The 17,147-nt window shown below is 67.1% G+C and carries 13 protein-coding genes and 1 pseudogene; 11 read left to right on the top strand and 3 right to left on the bottom strand.

Features of this window, described 5'->3' with window-relative positions:
- Nucleotides 1-41: 41 nt before the first annotated feature.
- Together ACFW3F_RS09975 and sigK are read right to left on the bottom strand one after the other, a co-directional pair.
- Complete coding sequence (locus tag ACFW3F_RS09975; protein WP_388056766.1) at nt 42-2,279, bottom strand: NADP-dependent isocitrate dehydrogenase; 2,238 nt, start codon at nt 2,277-2,279, stop codon at nt 42-44.
- Between the two features lie 326 nt (nt 2,280-2,605).
- Nucleotides 2,606-3,160, bottom strand: a complete 555-nt coding sequence (gene sigK / locus ACFW3F_RS09970) for an ECF RNA polymerase sigma factor SigK (protein ID WP_388056764.1) — start codon at nt 3,158-3,160, stop codon at nt 2,606-2,608.
- 254 nt (nt 3,161-3,414) lie between these two features.
- Between sigK and ACFW3F_RS09965 the strand changes: the two genes are divergently transcribed.
- The 11 genes and pseudogenes from ACFW3F_RS09965 (at nt 3,415) to ACFW3F_RS09915 (ending at nt 16,354) form a co-directional block, all read left to right on the top strand.
- Complete coding sequence (locus ACFW3F_RS09965; protein ID WP_388056762.1) at nt 3,415-4,020, top strand: DNA-3-methyladenine glycosylase I; 606 nt, start codon at nt 3,415-3,417, stop codon at nt 4,018-4,020.
- 29 nt (nt 4,021-4,049) lie between these two features.
- The gene (locus tag ACFW3F_RS09960) at nt 4,050-4,796 is read left to right on the top strand and encodes an Asp/Glu/hydantoin racemase (protein WP_388056760.1); all 747 of its coding nucleotides are present in this window, start codon (nt 4,050-4,052) and stop codon (nt 4,794-4,796) included.
- Nucleotides 4,793-5,188: a PPOX class F420-dependent oxidoreductase gene (locus ACFW3F_RS09955; RefSeq protein ID WP_388056758.1), complete on the top strand. Its 396-nt coding sequence runs from the start codon at nt 4,793-4,795 to the stop codon at nt 5,186-5,188. The genes ACFW3F_RS09960 and ACFW3F_RS09955 overlap by 4 nt, the downstream gene beginning before the upstream one ends.
- A 260-nt stretch (nt 5,189-5,448) precedes the next feature.
- Nucleotides 5,449-5,547: a potassium-transporting ATPase subunit F gene (locus tag ACFW3F_RS09950; RefSeq protein WP_388056756.1), complete on the top strand. Its 99-nt coding sequence runs from the start codon at nt 5,449-5,451 to the stop codon at nt 5,545-5,547.
- Nucleotides 5,548-5,551: 4 nt separating this feature from the next.
- Nucleotides 5,552-7,357 carry a potassium-transporting ATPase subunit KdpA gene (kdpA, locus tag ACFW3F_RS09945; RefSeq protein WP_388056754.1) on the top strand — a complete coding sequence of 602 codons (1,806 nt, stop codon included), beginning with the start codon at nt 5,552-5,554 and terminating at the stop codon, nt 7,355-7,357.
- On the top strand, nt 7,354-9,501 hold the full coding sequence (gene kdpB / locus ACFW3F_RS09940; RefSeq protein ID WP_388056752.1) for a potassium-transporting ATPase subunit KdpB: 2,148 nt from the start codon (nt 7,354-7,356) through the stop codon (nt 9,499-9,501). Before kdpA ends, kdpB begins: the two co-directional genes overlap by 4 nt.
- Nucleotides 9,502-9,505: 4 nt before the next feature.
- Nucleotides 9,506-10,141, top strand: coding sequence for a potassium-transporting ATPase subunit C (locus ACFW3F_RS09935; RefSeq protein ID WP_388056750.1), 636 nt, complete (start codon nt 9,506-9,508; stop codon nt 10,139-10,141).
- A 16-nt stretch (nt 10,142-10,157) separates the two neighbouring features.
- Entirely contained in the window at nt 10,158-12,722 is a 2,565-nt protein-coding gene (locus ACFW3F_RS09930) for a DUF4118 domain-containing protein (protein ID WP_388056748.1), read from the top strand.
- A 41-nt stretch (nt 12,723-12,763) separates the two neighbouring features.
- On the top strand, nt 12,764-13,471 hold the full coding sequence (locus ACFW3F_RS09925) for a response regulator (RefSeq protein ID WP_388056812.1): 708 nt from the start codon (nt 12,764-12,766) through the stop codon (nt 13,469-13,471).
- Nucleotides 13,468-14,397 carry an aminoglycoside phosphotransferase family protein gene (locus ACFW3F_RS09920; protein ID WP_388056746.1) on the top strand — a complete coding sequence of 310 codons (930 nt, stop codon included), beginning with the start codon at nt 13,468-13,470 and terminating at the stop codon, nt 14,395-14,397. The genes ACFW3F_RS09925 and ACFW3F_RS09920 overlap by 4 nt, the downstream gene beginning before the upstream one ends.
- A 390-nt stretch (nt 14,398-14,787) precedes the next feature.
- Nucleotides 14,788-16,354: pseudogene (locus tag ACFW3F_RS09915) on the top strand (DUF222 domain-containing protein).
- A gap of 14 nt (nt 16,355-16,368) precedes the next feature.
- Here ACFW3F_RS09915 and ACFW3F_RS09910 read toward each other — a convergent pair.
- Complete coding sequence (locus ACFW3F_RS09910) at nt 16,369-17,112, bottom strand: maleate cis-trans isomerase (protein WP_388056744.1); 744 nt, start codon at nt 17,110-17,112, stop codon at nt 16,369-16,371.
- Nucleotides 17,113-17,147: the final 35 nt, after the last annotated feature.

Below are 17,147 nucleotides of genomic sequence, written 5' to 3'. Positions count from 1 at the left end.
CGCCGGATCGGCGCCTCTCCCGGTTCACGTCGGTCGTTCGATCAGCGCTGCGCGCTCGCGAGTGCGTCGTTGAACGTCGTGCTCGGCCGCATGACGGCGGCGGTCTTGTCCCAGTCGGGGTAGTAGTAACCGCCGATGTCGACCTGCTCACCCTGCACCGCGTTGAGCTCCTCGACGATCTTGTCCTCGTTGGCGGCGAGGGTTTCGGCCAGCGAGGCGAAGTGCTCGGCGAGATCGGCGTCCTCGGTCTGCGCGGCGAGTTCCTGCGCCCAGTAGAGCGCCAGGTAGAACTGGCTGCCGCGGTTGTCGAGTTCACCGGTCTTGCGCGACGGTCCCTTGTCGTTCTCCAGCAGCTTGCCGGTGGCGGTGTCGAGGGCCTTCGCCAGGATGACGGCGCGCTTGTCGTCGAACTTCTTGCCCACGTCCTCGAGGCTCACCGCGAGCGCGAGGAACTCACCGAGTGAGTCCCACCGGAGGTGGTTCTCCTCGATGAGCTGCTTGACGTGCTTGGGTGCCGAGCCGCCCGCGCCGGTCTCGTAGAGTCCGCCGCCGGCCATCAGCGGCACGATCGACAGCATCTTGGCGCTCGTGCCCAGCTCCAGGATCGGGAACAGGTCGGTGAGGTAGTCGCGCAGGATGTTGCCGGTGGCCGAGATGGTGTCGAGGCCGCGGACGACGCGCTCGAGGGTGTACCGCATTGCGCGTACCTGCGACATGATCTGGATGTCGAGGCCCTTGGTGTCGTGCTCGGGCAGGTACTTGTGGACCTTCTTGATCAGCTCGTTCTCGTGCGGGCGGTACGGGTCGAGCCAGAACAGCACCGGCATTCCGGAATCGCGGCACCGGTTGACCGCCAGCTTGATCCAGTCCTGGATCGGGGCGTCCTTGACAATGCACAGACGCCAGATGTCACCCTCCTCGACGGTCTGGGTCAGCAGGACCTCGCCGGTCTCGAGATCGGTGATGTTGGCGGTGCCGCCCGCGGGGACCTCGAAGGTCTTGTCGTGCGAGCCGTACTCCTCGGCCTTCTGCGCCATCAGGCCGACGTTGGGCACGGTGCCCATCGTCGTGGGATCGAACTGCCCGTTGGTCTTACAGAAGTTGATCATCTCCTGGTAGATGCGGGAGAAGGTCGACTCCGGGTTGACGGCCTTGGTGTCCTTGAGTCGCCCGTCGGCGCCGTACATCTTGCCGCCGGCGCGGATCATGGCCGGCATCGAGGCGTCGACGATGACGTCGCTGGGCGAGTGGAAGTTGGTGATACCGCGCGCCGAGTCGACCATGGCCAGCTCGGGACGATGCTCGTGGCACTTGTGCAGGTCGTCGATGATCTCTTCGCGCTGCGCACTCGGCAGTGACTCGATCTTGCTGTAGAGATCCGACAGCCCGTTGTTGACGTTGACGCCGAGCTCGTCGAACAGTTCACCGTGCTTCTCGAACGCCTCCCGGTAGAAGACCTTCACCGCGTGGCCGAAGACGATGGGGTGCGAGACGCGCATCATGGTGGCCTTGACGTGCAGCGAGAACATCACGCCGGTCTTGTAGGCGTCCTCGATCTGCTCCTCGTAGAACTCGATCAGGGCCTTTTTGCTCATGAACATGCTGTCGATGACGTCACCGTCGGTCAGCGACACCTCCGGCTTGAGGACGAGGGTCTCGCCGGCATCGGTGAGGAGCTCCATCTTGACCTTGCGGTCGCCGGACACGGTCATCGACTTCTCGCCGTGATAGAAATCGCCCTCCCGCATGTGAGCGACGTGGGTGCGCGACGCCATCGACCATTCGCCCATGCTGTGCGGATGCTTCTTGGCGTACTGCTTGACCGCCTTGGGTGCGCGGCGATCCGAGTTTCCCTCGCGCAGAACGGGATTGACCGCGCTACCCAGGCACTTGGTGTACCGGTCGCGAATCGCGCGTTCCTCGTCGGTCTTCGGGTTGCCGGGGAAGTCGGGGAGGTCGTAGCCCTTGTCCTGCAGTTCCTTGATGGCAGCGAGGAGCTGGGGAACCGACGCGCTGATGTTCGGGAGCTTGATGATGTTCGTGTCCGAGCGCTGGGTCAGCTTGCCGAGTTCACCGAGATTGTCGGTGACCTTCTGGTCGTCGGGCAGGAGGTCGGAGAACTCGGCGAGGATGCGGGCCGCGACCGAGATGTCACTCGTGTCGACGGCGATCCCGGCCGCTCCGGCGAACGTGCGCACCACCGGCAGAAACGCATGTGTGGCGAGCATGGGTGCCTCGTCGGTCAGCGTATAGATGATGGTCGGCTGTTCGGCACTCATGCGATGTGTTCTCGATTCTGTCTTGGTTGACGCTGCAGTGTGCGGCCTTGTGGGTCCGGCTTTACCGATATCACGACGGGGATGGCCTCGTGTGACATCCACCCATGATTTTGCCTGTCCGCGCTGGACGGCGGGAGACGTGGTGGGTGGAATCGGACAGAACTCGAGGTGATAACGCCTGTGACCTGGCCTGCGTCCCAAAATTTCTGTGGTCGACACCACAGTGCGACCCGCGGCTGCCGACATGGGTCGACCCCACTCGGATGGCGGGTGAACGCCGGCGAGCGGGGTCGGTCGGGGTGGTGGAGCGGGCGGGCTGGGCCGTGTCAGGCGGCGCGGCCGGGGACGGTCTGCCGGAGTCGGATCAGTCCGTCGCGGATGCGGGACTTGACGGTCGGCAGGGCCACGTCGAGGTGCTCGGCGACCTCGCGGTAGGTGAGGCCGTGGAAGTAGGCGAGTTCGATCGCCTGTCGCTGCAAGGGGGTGAGGGTTTCCAGGCCGGTGTGGATGAGACGGGCGATCTCGCGCCGTTCCACCGATTCACTGACCTCGTCCACCTCGCGGCCGGTGTCGGCGATGCCGTAGGCGACAGTCCGACGGGTAGCCGCGGACTCTGACCGGACGCGATCGACAGCGCGGCGGTGGGCGAGGGTCAGAATCCAGGAGAGGGCCGAGCCGGATGCCGGGTCGTAGGCATCGGCGTTACGCCAGACTGCGAGGAAGGTCTCCTGCGTCGCCTCTTCGCTGTATCCGGGATCGCGGAGTACACGCAGCGTCATGCCGTACACCCGGTCGCACGTCGCGTCGTAGAACTGTGCGAATGCGTCCATGTCACCTGTTGCGACCTGGGCGAGGAGGACGCTCAGTTCGGTGTCTTTCATCACGAAACTCCTTGCCGCGGGTGGATTGTGACGCTTTCGCAGCTTGCGTCGGCGCTGGCGCTCTCGGCTGGCTGTGTTGCGATGTGGTCAACGCTAGACGGGCGGTCTCCGGAAGTGATCATCGCGAGACACAACGGGATGGTTTCGCAACGCTTGATAACGGCCAGATAACGGCGCTGCTCAGCGCCCCGAAATCGGGCGGGGCCGGGATGTCGGTGTAGCGGGGTAGCGTCCTGGCCACGAGAGGAGCGTGGATGCCTGACGACACCATCACGATCGCCGACGGTCGCGCCCGCTGCCTGTGGGCGGCGCGCGAGCCGGAGACCACGTATCACGATACGGAGTGGGGCTTCCCCGTCGCGGGCGACACGGCGCTGTTCGAGCGCGTGTGCCTGGAAGGGTTCCAGTCGGGGCTGAGCTGGCGGACGATCCTGATGAAACGGGACAACTTCCGGGCAGCGTTTGCAGGATTCGACGTCGAGAGGGTGGCTCGGTTCACCGACGCCGATGTCGCTCGGTTGCTGGCCGACGCCGGGATCATCCGGCACCGCGGCAAGATCGAGGCGTCGATCAACAACGCGCGGCGGGCCCTCGATCTCATCGACGAGCGCGGGTCGCTGGAGTCGTTCTTCTGGGAATATGCGCCGAAGCGGGACCACGTGCCGGGCTCGATGACGACCTCGCCGGAGTCGGTCGCGCTGTCCAAGGACCTGAAGAAGCGCGGCTGGCGGTTCGTCGGCCCGACGACGATGTTCGCACTCATGCAGGCGACGGGGATGGTCAACGACCATGCCTACGGTTGTGTGATCCGCAAGGATGTCGACGCGGCGCTCCGAGGTGCATCTCCGCAGCAATTGTAGACAATCCGACAATATGTCATCATCCCTCCATGACAGCCCAGATCGGCATCGGGATGGTGTGCCCGTTCGACATGGCGCTCGATCGTGAGCTGTGGCGGTGGATGCCGGATTCTGTGTCGCTGTACTTCACCCGTACGGGCTTCATCGACGCACCGGTCGACGTCGGACTGTGTCGCGACCTGAACAATCACGCCGAGATCGCCGCAGCGGTGCGGGCCGTGTCGTCGGTCGGACCACGTTCCTTCGGTTACGCCTGCGCGTCGGGCAGCTTCGTCTACGGGATGGCGGGGGCGCTCGAGATCTCGAACTGCATGGTCGGGGCCGGCGCCCATCGGGCGGTCACGACGTCGGAGGCCTTGATCCGCGCCCTCGACGCGCTGGGCATCGGCACGCTGTCGGTTGCCACGCCGTACACCGCGGCCCTCACCGGACTGCTGTGCGACTTCCTCGCCGAATCCGGCCGGAGCGTCGTGGCGCACGCCGGGCTCGGTCGGGATCACGAGATCTGGACGATTCCGTACCACGTGACCGCGGACCTCATCCGTGCCGCGGACCATCCCGACGCCGACGCGATCTTCGTGTCCTGCACCAACCTCTGGACCTACGACATCCTCGCCGGCCTCGAAGCCGAGCTCGGCAAGCCGGTGCTGTCGGCGAATCAGGTCACCGCGTGGGCGACACTCTGCGACGCCGGGGCGTTCGGCGAGTCCGACAGTCCCGCGGGCTCGTCGAGCGGTCATTCGCAGACGCTGTTTGCCCGTAGCATTGCCGCATGACCTCGAGCGCGGCGACATTCGGCGAAGCAGGCACCGCCAAGTATGTGAACCTGACGACCTACCGCAAGGACGGCACCGCCGTGACCTCACCGCTGTGGGCGGCGCTCGACGGCGACCGCCTGGTGATGTGGACCGTGGCCGATTCATGGAAGGTGAAACGGTTGCGGCGTGATCCGCGGGTGGTCGTCCAGGCATGTGATGTCAGGGGCCACAAGAACATCGGCGAACCTGTCAGCGGTACCGCCGAAGTGCTCGACGCGGCGGACAGCGGCCGCGTCAAGAAGGCCATCGCCGACAAGTACGGACTCCTCGGCAAGATCACCATCCTCGGTAGCAAGCTCCGCCGGGGCGAGGCCGGCAGCGTGGGGATCGTCATCACGCCTGCGCCGTAGCACCCGAAACAGCGCGGCCCCACGAACCGGGCGGGACGACAACGCGACGTCAATAATCGCGCGGATCGCGTATGGAACGCGTTAAAGACTCTTCCGCCGCCCGTCGGGCTGCGTGATCCTTCGATCTGACCACCGGAGTGGTGGATGTCGAAGTGATCGGAGAGTGACTGCGTGGCGGACCTCGTCTACGTGCTGCTGGCCATCGCGGGGTTCGCCCTGTGCGTGCTGGCGGTGCGGGCCCTCGATGTCAGGACCAAGTCGTGACCGCGGACGGGGTGATCAACGTCGTGCTGCTCACGCTCGCGGCCGCGACGGCTCTGTTCCTCCTCGTCGCGCTCGTGTTCCCGGAGAGGTTCTGACGGCGTGAACACAACTGTGGCGGGCCTGCTCCAGGTGGCCGCGCTCGTGATCGTCCTCGCCGTGGCATACGTCCCACTCGGCGACCACATGGCGCGTGTGTACAGCGGCGTACGGGACCTGCGCGTAGAGCGCTTGCTGTATCGGATGGCGCGAGTCGACCCGCGCCGACAGCAGACCTGGGTGGGTTACGCCCTTGCGGTGCTGGGTTTCTCACTCATCTCCTTCCTCGTCGTCTACCTTCTGCAACGCCTGCAGGGAGTCCTGCCGTGGTCCGACGGCAAGTCGGGCGTGTCTGCATCGATGGCGTTCAACTCCGCGATCTCCTTCGTCAGCAACACCAACTGGCAGTCCTTTTCGCCCGAAGTGGTGATGAGCAATCTGACGCAGATGATCGGGTTCGCCGTCCAGAACTTCGTCTCCGCCGCGGTGGGAATGGCGGTCGCGGTGGCGGTCATCCGCGGGATCGCGAGCCGCAGTGCGACCGGTGAGATCGGGAACTTCTGGGTGGACCTGGTGCGCGGATCGATCCGAATCCTGTTGCCGCTCAGTCTCGTACTCGCGACACTGCTGGTCACGCAGGGAGTGGTGCAATCCTGGCACACCGGGTTCGGTTGGACCACTCTCGACGGTGCCGATGCGCGCAGCGTCGTCGGGCCGTTCGCCTCCCAGGAGGCGATCAAGGAACTCGGCACCAATGGCGGTGGGACCCTGTCGGCGAACTCGGCACACCCGTTCTCCAATCCAACACCGCTGTCGAACCTCATGGAGATCGCTGCGCTGCTGCTGATCCCGGTCTGCCTGACACGCACCTACGGAACCCTGGTCGGTGACCGACGACAGGGACTGACCCTGCTCGGGGTGATGGCCGCGATCTGGTCGCTGATGCTCACACTCGTGTGGGTCTTCGAGAGCCGCACTGCCGGAGTCGCTTCCGCGGCGGCGGGGGCCATGATGGAGGGCAAGGAGGTCCGGTTCGGAGTTCCCGGGTCGGTCCTGTTCGCGGTCTCGACCACCGGCACGTCGACCGGCGCGGTGAATTCCGCCCACGACAGTTACTCCGCGGTCGGCGGCGGCGCCGTCCTGTGGAACATGCTCCTGGGCGAGGTCGCGCCCGGCGGGGCGGGTTCGGGTTTGTACGGCATCCTCGTGATGGCGATGATCACCGTGTTCATCGGTGGTCTGCTCGTCGGGCGCTCACCGACCTTCCTCGGCAAGCGGATCGGACAGCACGAGATCACGATGGCGGCGCTGTACGTACTGGTGATGCCGGTACTGGTCCTGACCGGCGCCGGGATCTCCATGATCCTGGGATCGACGACCGATGCGCAGGGCAACAGCGGGGAAGCGGGAAGCCCGGGGTCGATCCACGGATTCAGCGAAGTGCTCTACGCCTACGCCTCGGCCGCCAACAACAACGGCAGCGCCTTCGGCGGGCTCACCGTGACCGGTGACTGGTTCCAGGCCTCACTCGGCATGGCGATGCTGATGGGCAGGTTCCTGCCCATCGTGCTCGTGCTCGCGCTGGCCGGGCTCCTCGCGCGGCAGACCCCGCGCGGCGGTGGGGGCACAGAGATCAGTGTCGACTCACCTGTTGCCGTTGCGACGAACCGCACCGACCGAACATCGACCGCGGTCCTGCCCATCCCCACCGGCACCGTCCCGAATGCGGTGGCGCCGGATACGCGTTCGACGCTGCCCACCTCCGGACTCCTGTTCGGCTCCCTCCTGACGGCGACCATCGTGCTCGTCGCCGGACTCACCTTCTTCCCGGCCATGGCGCTGGGACCGATCGCCGAGGCACTGCTGTGACCACACAACTCGTCTCCACACACGAACCCGCGACGCCGGACGTCGAGACCCCCACTGATGCCGGACCGACGCTGGTGTCGCGCGGCGCGTTCGACCTCCGCTCCCTGGTGACATCGATGCCATTGGCATTACGGAAGCTCACCCCGCGGGATCAGGCCAGGAACCCGGTGATGTTCGTCGTGTTCCTCGGAGCCGTCGTCACCACCGCGCTGGCGGTGCTGCGTCCGTCGTGGTTCAGCTGGACCGTGACCGCCTGGCTGTGGTTCACCGTGCTGTTCGCGAACCTCGCCGAGGCCGTCGCCGAGGGACGGGGACGCGCACAGGCCGACAGTCTGCGAAAGGTCAAGCGCGACACGGTCGCCCGACGCTTGTGTGCCGACAACGATGTCGCCGGAACCGGCGCGACCGAGGAGGTCGCCGGCAGCGACCTGCGGATCGGCGACCTCGTCGTGGTCGAGGCCGGGGAGATCATCGCCGGTGACGGCGACGTCGTCGACGGGATCGCCACCGTGGACGAGTCGGCGATCACCGGTGAGTCGGCGCCGGTGGTCCGGGAATCCGGTGGAGATCGCTCGGCGGTCACCGGTGGAACCGTGGTGCTCTCCGACCGCATCGTCGTCCGGATCACCACGGCGCCCGGGGAGACCTTCGTCGACCGGATGATCGCGCTCGTCGAGGGAGCCGCCCGTAAGAAGACCCCCAACGAGATCGCACTCGACATCCTGCTGACGAGCCTCACGGTGATCTTCCTGCTCGCCGTCGTCGCCGTCGGACCGATGCAGGAGTACGCCGGGCAGTCGCCCGATCCGGTGAAGCTGATCGCGTTGCTGGTCTGCCTGATACCGACGACCATCGGCGCCCTGCTCAGCTCCATCGGTATCGCCGGCATGGATCGTCTGGTGCAGCGCAACGTGTTGGCCATGTCGGGCCGGGCGGTCGAGGCGGCCGGCGACATCGACACCCTGCTGATGGACAAGACCGGGACCATCACCTTCGGCAACCGTCGCGCCACCGACCTGTACCCGGCGCGCGGGGTGTCCGTCGAGGAGCTGGCCGGCGTCGCTCACCGATGCAGTCTGGCCGACGACACACCCGAGGGACGCAGCATCGTCGACCTCTGCCGGTCCGCCTACGGGGTGACGGCGGACGAGGCGACGGGCCCAGAGCGTCTTGTCACCGACGTGATCATCCCGTTCACAGCCCAGACGCGGATGAGTGGAGTGGACTCGCAGGACAGTGGTGCGCGCGTCGAGTACCGCAAGGGCGCCGCCGACGCGGTCACCCGATGGGTCGCCGTCGGCGAGGGCACCGTCGACGACACAGTCGCCGCCGATGTGGAACGGGTCTCGTCGGCGGGCGGTACGCCGCTCGTGGTCGGCGTGCGTGCCGACGGACAGCCCGCCCGGGTCATGGGTGTGATCGCGCTGTCCGATGTGGTGAAACCGGGTATGACAGCGCGTTTCGCGCAGCTGCGCGCAATGGGCATCCGCACGGTGATGGTCACCGGTGACAATCCCCTCACCGCCCGGGCCATCGCGGCCGAGGCCGGCGTCGACGACTTCGTCGCCGAGGCCACGCCCGAGCAGAAACTGGATCTCATCCGCTCCGAGCAGTCCGCCGGGCGGCTCGTCGCGATGACCGGCGACGGCACCAACGATGCCCCCGCACTGGCCCAGGCCGATGTCGGATTGGCGATGAACACGGGTACGTCGGCGGCCAAAGAGGCCGGCAACATGGTGGACCTCGATTCCGACCCGACGAAGCTGATCGAGGTGGTCGGCATCGGTAAGCAGTTGCTGATCACCCGGGGTGCGCTGACGACCTTCTCCCTGGCCAACGATCTCGCCAAGTACTTCGCGATCCTGCCCGCGATGTTCACCGCCGTCTACCCGCAACTCGACGCCCTCAACATCATGGGACTGCATTCGGCGCAGTCGGCGATCGTGTCCGCGGTGATCTTCAACGCGCTGATCATCGTGGCACTCATCCCGCTGTCGTTGCGCGGGGTGCGCTACCGGCCCGACTCGGCGTCGAAGTTGTTGGGCCGCAATCTACTCGTCTACGGGGTCGGTGGGGTCGTCACGCCGTTCATCGGCATCTGGCTGATCGACCTCGTCGTTCGACTCTTTCCGGGAATGGGATGACTTCATGAACTCAGTCTGGTCCGGCTTCGTCCGGCAATGCGTCGCCGCCGCAGGCATGATCCTGGGTCTCACACTCATCCTGGGAGTCGCCTATCCTGCTGCCGTGTGGGCGATCTCGCGGGTGAACACTGCCGGCGCGGAGGGCTCACAGGTCTCCGACGCCGCGGGTTGCCCCGTCGGGTCCACGCTGATCGGTGTCGACCCACGGGTCGAACCGGGGACACCCGACCCGTACCTCCACGCTCGGGTCCTGGGTGCTGCGGGCGAGCCGATGGCGACCGGCGATCCCTCGGCATCCGCGGCGAGCAACCAGGGCCCGAACAGCGAGGTCCTGCTGGCAGGCGTCACCGCGCGCCGTGAACTGATCGCCCGACGGGAGGGGGTGACGCCGGCGCAGGTGCCGGCCGACGCGGTGACCGGGTCGGGCTCTGGACTCGATCCGCACATCACTCCCGCCTATGCCGAGCTACAGGTCGCCCGGCTGGCACGCGAGAACGGTCGCACACCCGCCGAGGTCCGGGGGATGATCGACGACCACACCGAGGGCAGGCAGCTGGGATTCCTCGGGCAGCCCCGCGTGAACGTGCTCGAGGTGAACCTCGCGCTGGGTCACGCGCCGCCGGGGTGCCGCGCCCCGTGACCACTACAATCGGCCGATGACCTCAGCGGCGAGCTCGGCGCGGGCCGCCCACCCCGAGGGTCGCGGCACGTTACGGGTGTTCCTCGGCTGCGCGCCCGGCGTCGGCAAGACCTACGAGATGCTCGCGCAGGCCCGAACCCTTGTCGACGAAGGAACCGACGTCGTGATCGGGGTCGTCGAATCCCATGGCCGGGTGGCGACCGCCGCTCTCGTCGAGGGTCTGGAGGTGATCCCACGCACCAGCCGGTCCTACCGCGGGACGCCGCTGGAGGAGATGGACCTCGACGCGGTGCTGGCCCGCCGACCCCAGGTGGCGCTCGTCGACGAACTCGCCCACACGAATGTGCCGGGTTCTCGAAACCACAAGCGGTGGGAAGACATCGAGGAGTTGCTCGGCGCAGGTGTCGATGTGTACTCGACGATCAACATCCAGCATCTGGAGAGCCTGAACGACGTCGTCGCGCAGATCACCGGAGTGGTCCAACGCGAAACCGTGCCCGACGACGTCGTGCGCGGCGCCGACGAGATCGAACTGGTCGACATCGATCCACAGGCGTTGCGGCAGCGCCTGTCCGCGGGCAAGGTCTATCCGGGCGGACGCGTCGATGGTGCCCTGGCCAACTATTTTCGGCAGGGGAACCTCACCGCTCTCCGCGAACTCGCGCTGCTGTGGCTGGCCGACCAGGTCGACGACAAGCTCGCGGATTATCGTGCCGCGCACTCGATCACCGAGACGTGGGAGGCGCGCGAGCGGGTCGTCGTCGCCGTCACCGGCGGCGCCGAATCGCCGACACTGCTGCGACGCGCGAGCCGGATAGCCTCACGGTCGAGCGCGGAGCTCCTCGCTGTCCATGTGGTCCGTGGGGACGGCCTGACCGGTGCGGGGGTCGACCTCGACGCGCTCAGAGAGCTCGCCGCGGGGTTCGGTGCGCGGATCCACACGGTCGTCGGCGACGACATCCCGGACACGCTGCTGGACTTCGCACGGGGGGTCAACGCCACCCAGCTCGTGCTCGGCACCTCGCGGCGGCCGAGGTGGCAGCGGATCTTCGACGAGGGGGTCGGAGCCGCCGTGGTCAGCGAGAGCGGCCGCATCGACGTGCACATGGTGACCCACGACGAGACGTCGCGGCGCTCCCGCTTGGACATCCGGGACACCCGTTTCCACCGGCCGCTCAGCTGGGTCTTCGCGATCCTGGTTCCGGCCGCCCTGACCGGGGCGCTGCAGCTTCTCGACCCGTGGTTGGGGTTCGCCAGTCAGTCGGCGCTGTACTTCGTTGCGGTGCTGGCGGTGTCGATGCTCGGGGGCATCCTGCCGGCTGCCCTGTCGGCGGTGATCTCGGGTCTGCTCCTGAACTACTTCTTCACCGACCCGAGGCTCACGTTCACGATCAGCCAGCCCGACAATCTGATCACCATCCTGGTCATGCTGCTGATCGCGATCGCGGTTGCCGCGCTTGTCGATTCGGCAACCGTTCGACGCGCGCAGGCGCAGGACGCCGCCCGCGAGGCCGAACTACTGGCGTTGTTCTCCAGTGTCGTACTCGGCGGTGCCGACGTCCCGGTCCTGCTGGAACGGTTCCGGGAAACCTACGATCAGTCGGCGGTGTCGGTCGTGCGGCGGACGTCGCGGGCTGCCCGCGCGATCGAGGCCGCGGTGGGCGACTCGCCGCCTGCGACGCCCGATGATGCCGACACCGTCTGCGTCGTGCCGGGTGAGGAGTTCGAACTGCTCCTACGCGGCCCGAAGCTCGGGGCGCGAGACCGTCGCGTGTTGGCGGCCGTGGCCGGGCAGGCCGCGGGCGCGGTTGCGCGCCGTGCGCTGGAAGCCGAGGCGGCGACGGCGGAAGCGCTCGCCCGCACCGATGAGCTACGCCGCGCCCTGCTGTCGGCGGTCGGCCATGACCTCCGGACACCACTGGCCGCGGCGAAGGCGGCTGTGTCGAGTCTGCGCAGCGACGACGTCACGTTCAGTCCCGAGGACACTGCGGAGCTGCTGGCGACCGTCGACGAGTCGGTCGACCATCTCACCTCGCTGGTGAGCAACCTGCTGGATTCCTCTCGGCTCGCGGCGGGTGCGGTTCGGCCGCACCGACATCGGACGTTCCTCCCCGAGGTCGTGCACCGTGCGGCGGCGGCGGTGGCCCGACTCGATGAGGAGCCGGCTCTGACCTTCGATCTCGGTCACGCCTGGGCATACACCGACCCCGGATTGCTCGAGCGGGCCCTGGCGAACCTCATCGACAACGCGCGCCGGCACGGCGGCGGGCGGGTCGAGCTGACCGCCCGGTTGACTGCGGCCGACCCGCCCCGGTGCGTGATCCGAGTCGTCGACCACGGGCCGGGCCTCCCGGTCGTGGACCGCGATCAGGTCTTCTCGGCGTTCCATCAGGGCGGCGATACCAGCGGTGCGTCGTCGGGAGTGGGCTTGGGGCTGTCGGTGGCATCGGGATTCGTCACGGCGATCGGGGGAGAGCTCAGCGTCGAGGACACGCCGGGCGGTGGCGCGACCATGGTCGTCGATCTTCCTGCGACCGACGAGATCGACGACCCCACCGAGACGGGTGGGCCGGTCCGGTGAGCCCGGAAAAGATGAGCCCGGAGAAGATGAGCCCGGAGAAGATGAGTCCGGAGAAGACGCGCGTCCTGGTCGTCGACGACGAGCCGCAGTTGTTGCGGGCCTTGCGGATCAATCTCAACGCGCGTGGTTTCGCGGTGACTACCGCGGCGACCGGTGCCGCCGCGCTGACGGCGGCGGCGCGGGAGAATCCGCATGTGGTCGTCCTCGATCTGGGTCTGCCCGACATCGACGGACTGACGGTTCTGGAGGGTCTGCGCGGGTGGACGACCGTACCGGTCATCGTCCTGTCGGCTCGGACCGATGCTGCCGACAAGGTCGTCGCCCTGGACTCCGGGGCCGACGACTACGTCACGAAACCCTTTGGCATGGAGGAATTCCTGGCCCGGTTGCGAGCCGCACTACGGCGGGCAAGCGCGTCGAACGCGACGTCGGAGTCGCCGGTGGTGGACGCGGGTGCGTTCGTCGTCGACCTCGCCGCGAAACAGGTGACGCGCGGGCAGGAGCCGGTCCATCTCACGCCGACCGAGTGGGGCATTCTGGAGATACTGGTGCGCCATGAGGGAAAACTGGTGTCGCAGAGCGACATCCTGAATGCTGTGTGGGGTCCGGGATATCTGCGGCAGAGCAATTACCTGCGGGTGTACCTGGCGAGTCTGCGGCGCAAGCTCGAAGAGGACCCGGCACATCCCCGCAATCTCATCACCGAGGCGGGGATGGGATACCGGTTCGTGCGATCCGGGCCGCGATGATCACCGCGTCGGACATCCCGCCCGGACTGTCGGAGCAGGCCGAACTCGGCCCGCTCTGGGCGGACTGGCTGCAGCGCCTTCCGGGCACGGTCTCGACACTGCTCGACGAGTGGGGATTGCGTCGCGACGGGGACGAGTTGTGGCATGGATTCGAGTCGCTCGTGGTTCCGGTGCTCGACCGGCAGGGCGGGCGCGCCGTCCTGAAGGTGGCGTTCGACGGTGACGACGAGGGTGCGCAAGAGGCACTGGGACTGCAACATTGGCACGGTCGCGGGGCGGTGCAAATGCTGCGCGCCGATCCCCGTCGGCGCGCGCTGCTGCTCGAACGACTGACGCGACGCGACCTGACGACCCTCGACGACGACGAGGCCTGCGTGGTGGTGGCCGGTCTCTACGGTGACTTACACATCCCGGCGCCGGGGCGTCTGACACCGCTCGCCGTCCACCTGGAGCAGTGGCTCGACGCCCTGTCCCGGATCGCCCGGGACGCGCCGGTGCCGAGACGCTTCGTCGAGCAGGCACTGTCCCTCGGCCGGGACTTCCTCACCGACACGACGACTGTGGGTGTCATCGTGCACGGCGACCTGCACCACGAGAACGTCCTCGCGGATGCCGGCGGCCGATGGGTCGCCATCGACCCCAGCCCGATGTCGGGTGACGCACACTACGAACTCGCTCCCATGCTGTGGAATCGCCTCGGTCCGCGCGAATCCGACGTGCGCTACGACATCCGACGCCGCTTCTACACGATCACCGACGCGGCGGACCTCGATCCGGACCGTGCTCGTGACTGGGTCATCGTGCGGATGATCCTGAACGCGCACTGGGCTATCCAGGACGCCGAACGTGCGTCGCGCCCGCTTCGTGCGACCGACCGGGAGTGGATCACCACCTGCATCACCGTCGCGAAGGCGGTGATCGATTAGCCGCGCGCACAGTCGACGGGTTTCTGGTTGAGCCGCGTCCTCTGCTGGTTGAGCCGGCCTCCGCTGGTTGAGCAGGTGACGAGCGTAGCGAGGAGCCGTGTCGAAACCACTTGGCGGCCGACCGACCGCATCACCCCTCAACTCCCAGACTTCATTTCGTCGACGCGACTTCGATCGAGGTCGCGTCGACGAAATGAAGTCTGCCAGTGCCTGCCCCGGCCAGTCGGCCGTGAATCAGTGAATCCGGATGCGTTACAACGTGTCTACGACGGTGCGATCGGCTGTGGATGATCTCCGGGTTTTGTCGGTGGTGGGGTTTAGATTGGTTGGTAACAGATTCCGCCGCGGTGGGGGCGGGTCGTGTCACCTGTCGGGGGGTGTGGGGTGAGGGTGTGGACCGATCTTCCGGGCGAGTTCGTTTGCTGGGGTCGATCCTGCCCTGGTGGGTGAGACCGACATGGTGATGTTGATGGCTGGGCTGGATGCGACACGGCGTGGTGAGTCCTATCTCGCTTGGCATCGCTATCAGACGATCGCGGTGATGGCCGACCGCCTGGTCACCACCAACGCCTCCGGGTTTGTGATGGACGGTCACGCCGACTGCGCCGCCCGCATCGCCCGCCAGGCCGGGGTGTCACGCCGCCACGCCGAGATCCTCATCGAGGAGGCGATCGCCTTGCGGGACCGGCTGCCCGAGGTTGCTGACACCCTGCGTGACGGGATCGTGGCGCAGTGGCAGATCCGGGTGATCATCTCCCGTACCGAGTTGATCCCCACCGACGACCCCATCACCCCTGTCCTGGACGCCGAGATCGCCGCAACCCTGCGCCGCCGCACGGGTGTGTGGGATCGGGCCCGGTTGCGGGACATGGTCGACCGACTCGTCTTCCGGCACGATCCGGACGCGGTACGCCAACGCCGGAAAGACGCCCTCGACCAACGTGGGGTGTGGACCCACGAACTGCCCGACGGCACCGCAGAGTTGACTGCGGTCATGTCGGCGGAGAACGTGCGGATCTCGGCTAAGGCCGTGGGCATTCTGGCCGATGCGGTGTGTAAGCGGGATGGCCGCACGCGGGGGATACGTCAGTCTGATGCGATGTTCGCGCTGCTGACCCGTACGGCGTTCGAGTGTCAGTGCGACGACGAACAGCAATGCACAGCTGTCGTCCCGGATCCGCAGCGCGTTTGCGACGCGGTCCGCGCTGAGGTCGTGATCCATGTGGTCACCGACGCCGCGACCCTCGCCGGAGCATCCGGGGTCGGGTTCCTTGATGAGCACGGCCTCATCAGTGATGAGCATGTGCGTGATCTCGCCGCCCGCCCGGATGCCACGCTCACTCCGGTCACCCCGGCCCGCACTCAACCCACCTATATCGCCAGCGCCGATGACGCCGCCGCAGAGGTGGTGGTGTATCCGGCGACCCATCCCGGTAACGGGTATCGGCCCACCACCGCGTGTGCCGATTTCGTGCGGGTCCGCGACGGGTATTGCACCGAACCCGGTTGTACCCGTTCGGCGTTCGCCTGCGATCTCGACCACGTCACCGAGTACGACCACGTCGACCCCACTCAGGGTGGGTCGACGTCGAGTGAGAACCTCAACGCGAAATGCCGCGGCGGGCACCTGCTGAAAACCCACGGTGACTGGGTTGATGTGCAGTACCGCGACTCCGATGGTCGGCTGGTCACCGAATACCTCACCCCCGAGGGTGTCACCCTGCCCGGCGACGCTGAAACGCTGGAAGACACCTTTCCCAACCTGCGGCGCATCCGTTTCGAACAGGCCGCCCAGGCCCCGCCTACACCCCACGTGATCACCCCGGGCGACAACCCCGAACGCACCCGCAGCCGACTCGACGCCAAACTGGCCCGCCGGCGAACCGAACGTGCCCGCAACAAGAAGCAGCGCGAGGCCGAACAGAACGCCGACCGGCTGGACCCGCCACCCTTCTGACCGCGACGGGTCGATCAGCCGACTGGGGGAGTGGTGAACAAGCTGCCGAGGCCGGGCACGTCGACCGACAGTCCGGCGAGCCGCAATCCTTCCCAGGCGGTGACCTGGTTTGCAGTCAGGACGGGTTTGCCGAACTCGGCCTCCAGGTCGGTGATCCACATGGCGGTGTGCAATGCGGTGTCGGGAACCAGAATCGCCTGTGCCGATGCTGTATCGGCGGCCTCGAGCATCTCGAACAACCCATCGCCGTCGAATGTCCCTGCTTCGGTGGCTGTCCCGATGTCGTTGGCGCGCAATGCCATCACCTCGATCCCGGCGTCGGTGAGGAACTCGGTGAAGCGCGCCGCCAGCGGCTCCGGGTAGGTCGCGGCGATCGCGACCCGCGACAGACCGAGATGCCTGCAGGCTTCGGCGAACGCCAGCGAGGTCGACGACGCGGGACGGCCCGCCCGGCGGGCGACGTCGGCGGCCTGACGTCTGGCGCCGTCGAAGCCGTAGACGAAGCTGCCGGAGGTGCACGCCCACATCACCGACGACGGGCGGTGGTCCTGCGCTCGCCGCACACCGTCGGCGAGGCGGTCCTGCTCACCTACCGCGGCCATGGCCTCGACGGTGTGATCGTCGGACTCCACCTCGGTGATCAGAACCGGCAACCGGACCTCGAGGGCGGGTGCGACGGCACCGATGGCTGCCTCGATGAACTCGTAGTCGTCCTCGGCGGCGTGGCCTGGATAGAGCATGGCGACGGCAGTTGTCACGCCTACACCTCCGGGGTAGATTGTCAACAATCTAC

Origin of the sequence: Gordonia sp. NPDC058843, assembly GCF_042743165.1 — a bacterium.
Lineage (GTDB): Bacteria > Actinomycetota > Actinomycetes > Mycobacteriales > Mycobacteriaceae > Gordonia.
Note: the sequence above shows the minus strand (reverse complement) of the source record. Positions and strands in the feature narration are given on the sequence as shown.

Coding starts and splice junctions, on each gene's coding strand:
- ACFW3F_RS09975 (WP_388056766.1), bottom strand. CDS start 2,279: ATGAGTGCCGAACAGCCGACCATCATCTATACGCTGACCGACGAGGCA.
- sigK (WP_388056764.1), bottom strand. CDS start 3,160: ATGAAAGACACCGAACTGAGCGTCCTCCTCGCCCAGGTCGCAACAGGT.
- ACFW3F_RS09965 (WP_388056762.1), top strand. CDS start 3,415: ATGCCTGACGACACCATCACGATCGCCGACGGTCGCGCCCGCTGCCTG.
- ACFW3F_RS09960 (WP_388056760.1), top strand. CDS start 4,050: ATGACAGCCCAGATCGGCATCGGGATGGTGTGCCCGTTCGACATGGCG.
- ACFW3F_RS09955 (WP_388056758.1), top strand. CDS start 4,793: ATGACCTCGAGCGCGGCGACATTCGGCGAAGCAGGCACCGCCAAGTAT.
- ACFW3F_RS09935 (WP_388056750.1), top strand. CDS start 9,506: ATGAACTCAGTCTGGTCCGGCTTCGTCCGGCAATGCGTCGCCGCCGCA.
- ACFW3F_RS09930 (WP_388056748.1), top strand. CDS start 10,158: ATGACCTCAGCGGCGAGCTCGGCGCGGGCCGCCCACCCCGAGGGTCGC.
- ACFW3F_RS09925 (WP_388056812.1), top strand. CDS start 12,764: ATGAGTCCGGAGAAGACGCGCGTCCTGGTCGTCGACGACGAGCCGCAG.
- ACFW3F_RS09920 (WP_388056746.1), top strand. CDS start 13,468: ATGATCACCGCGTCGGACATCCCGCCCGGACTGTCGGAGCAGGCCGAA.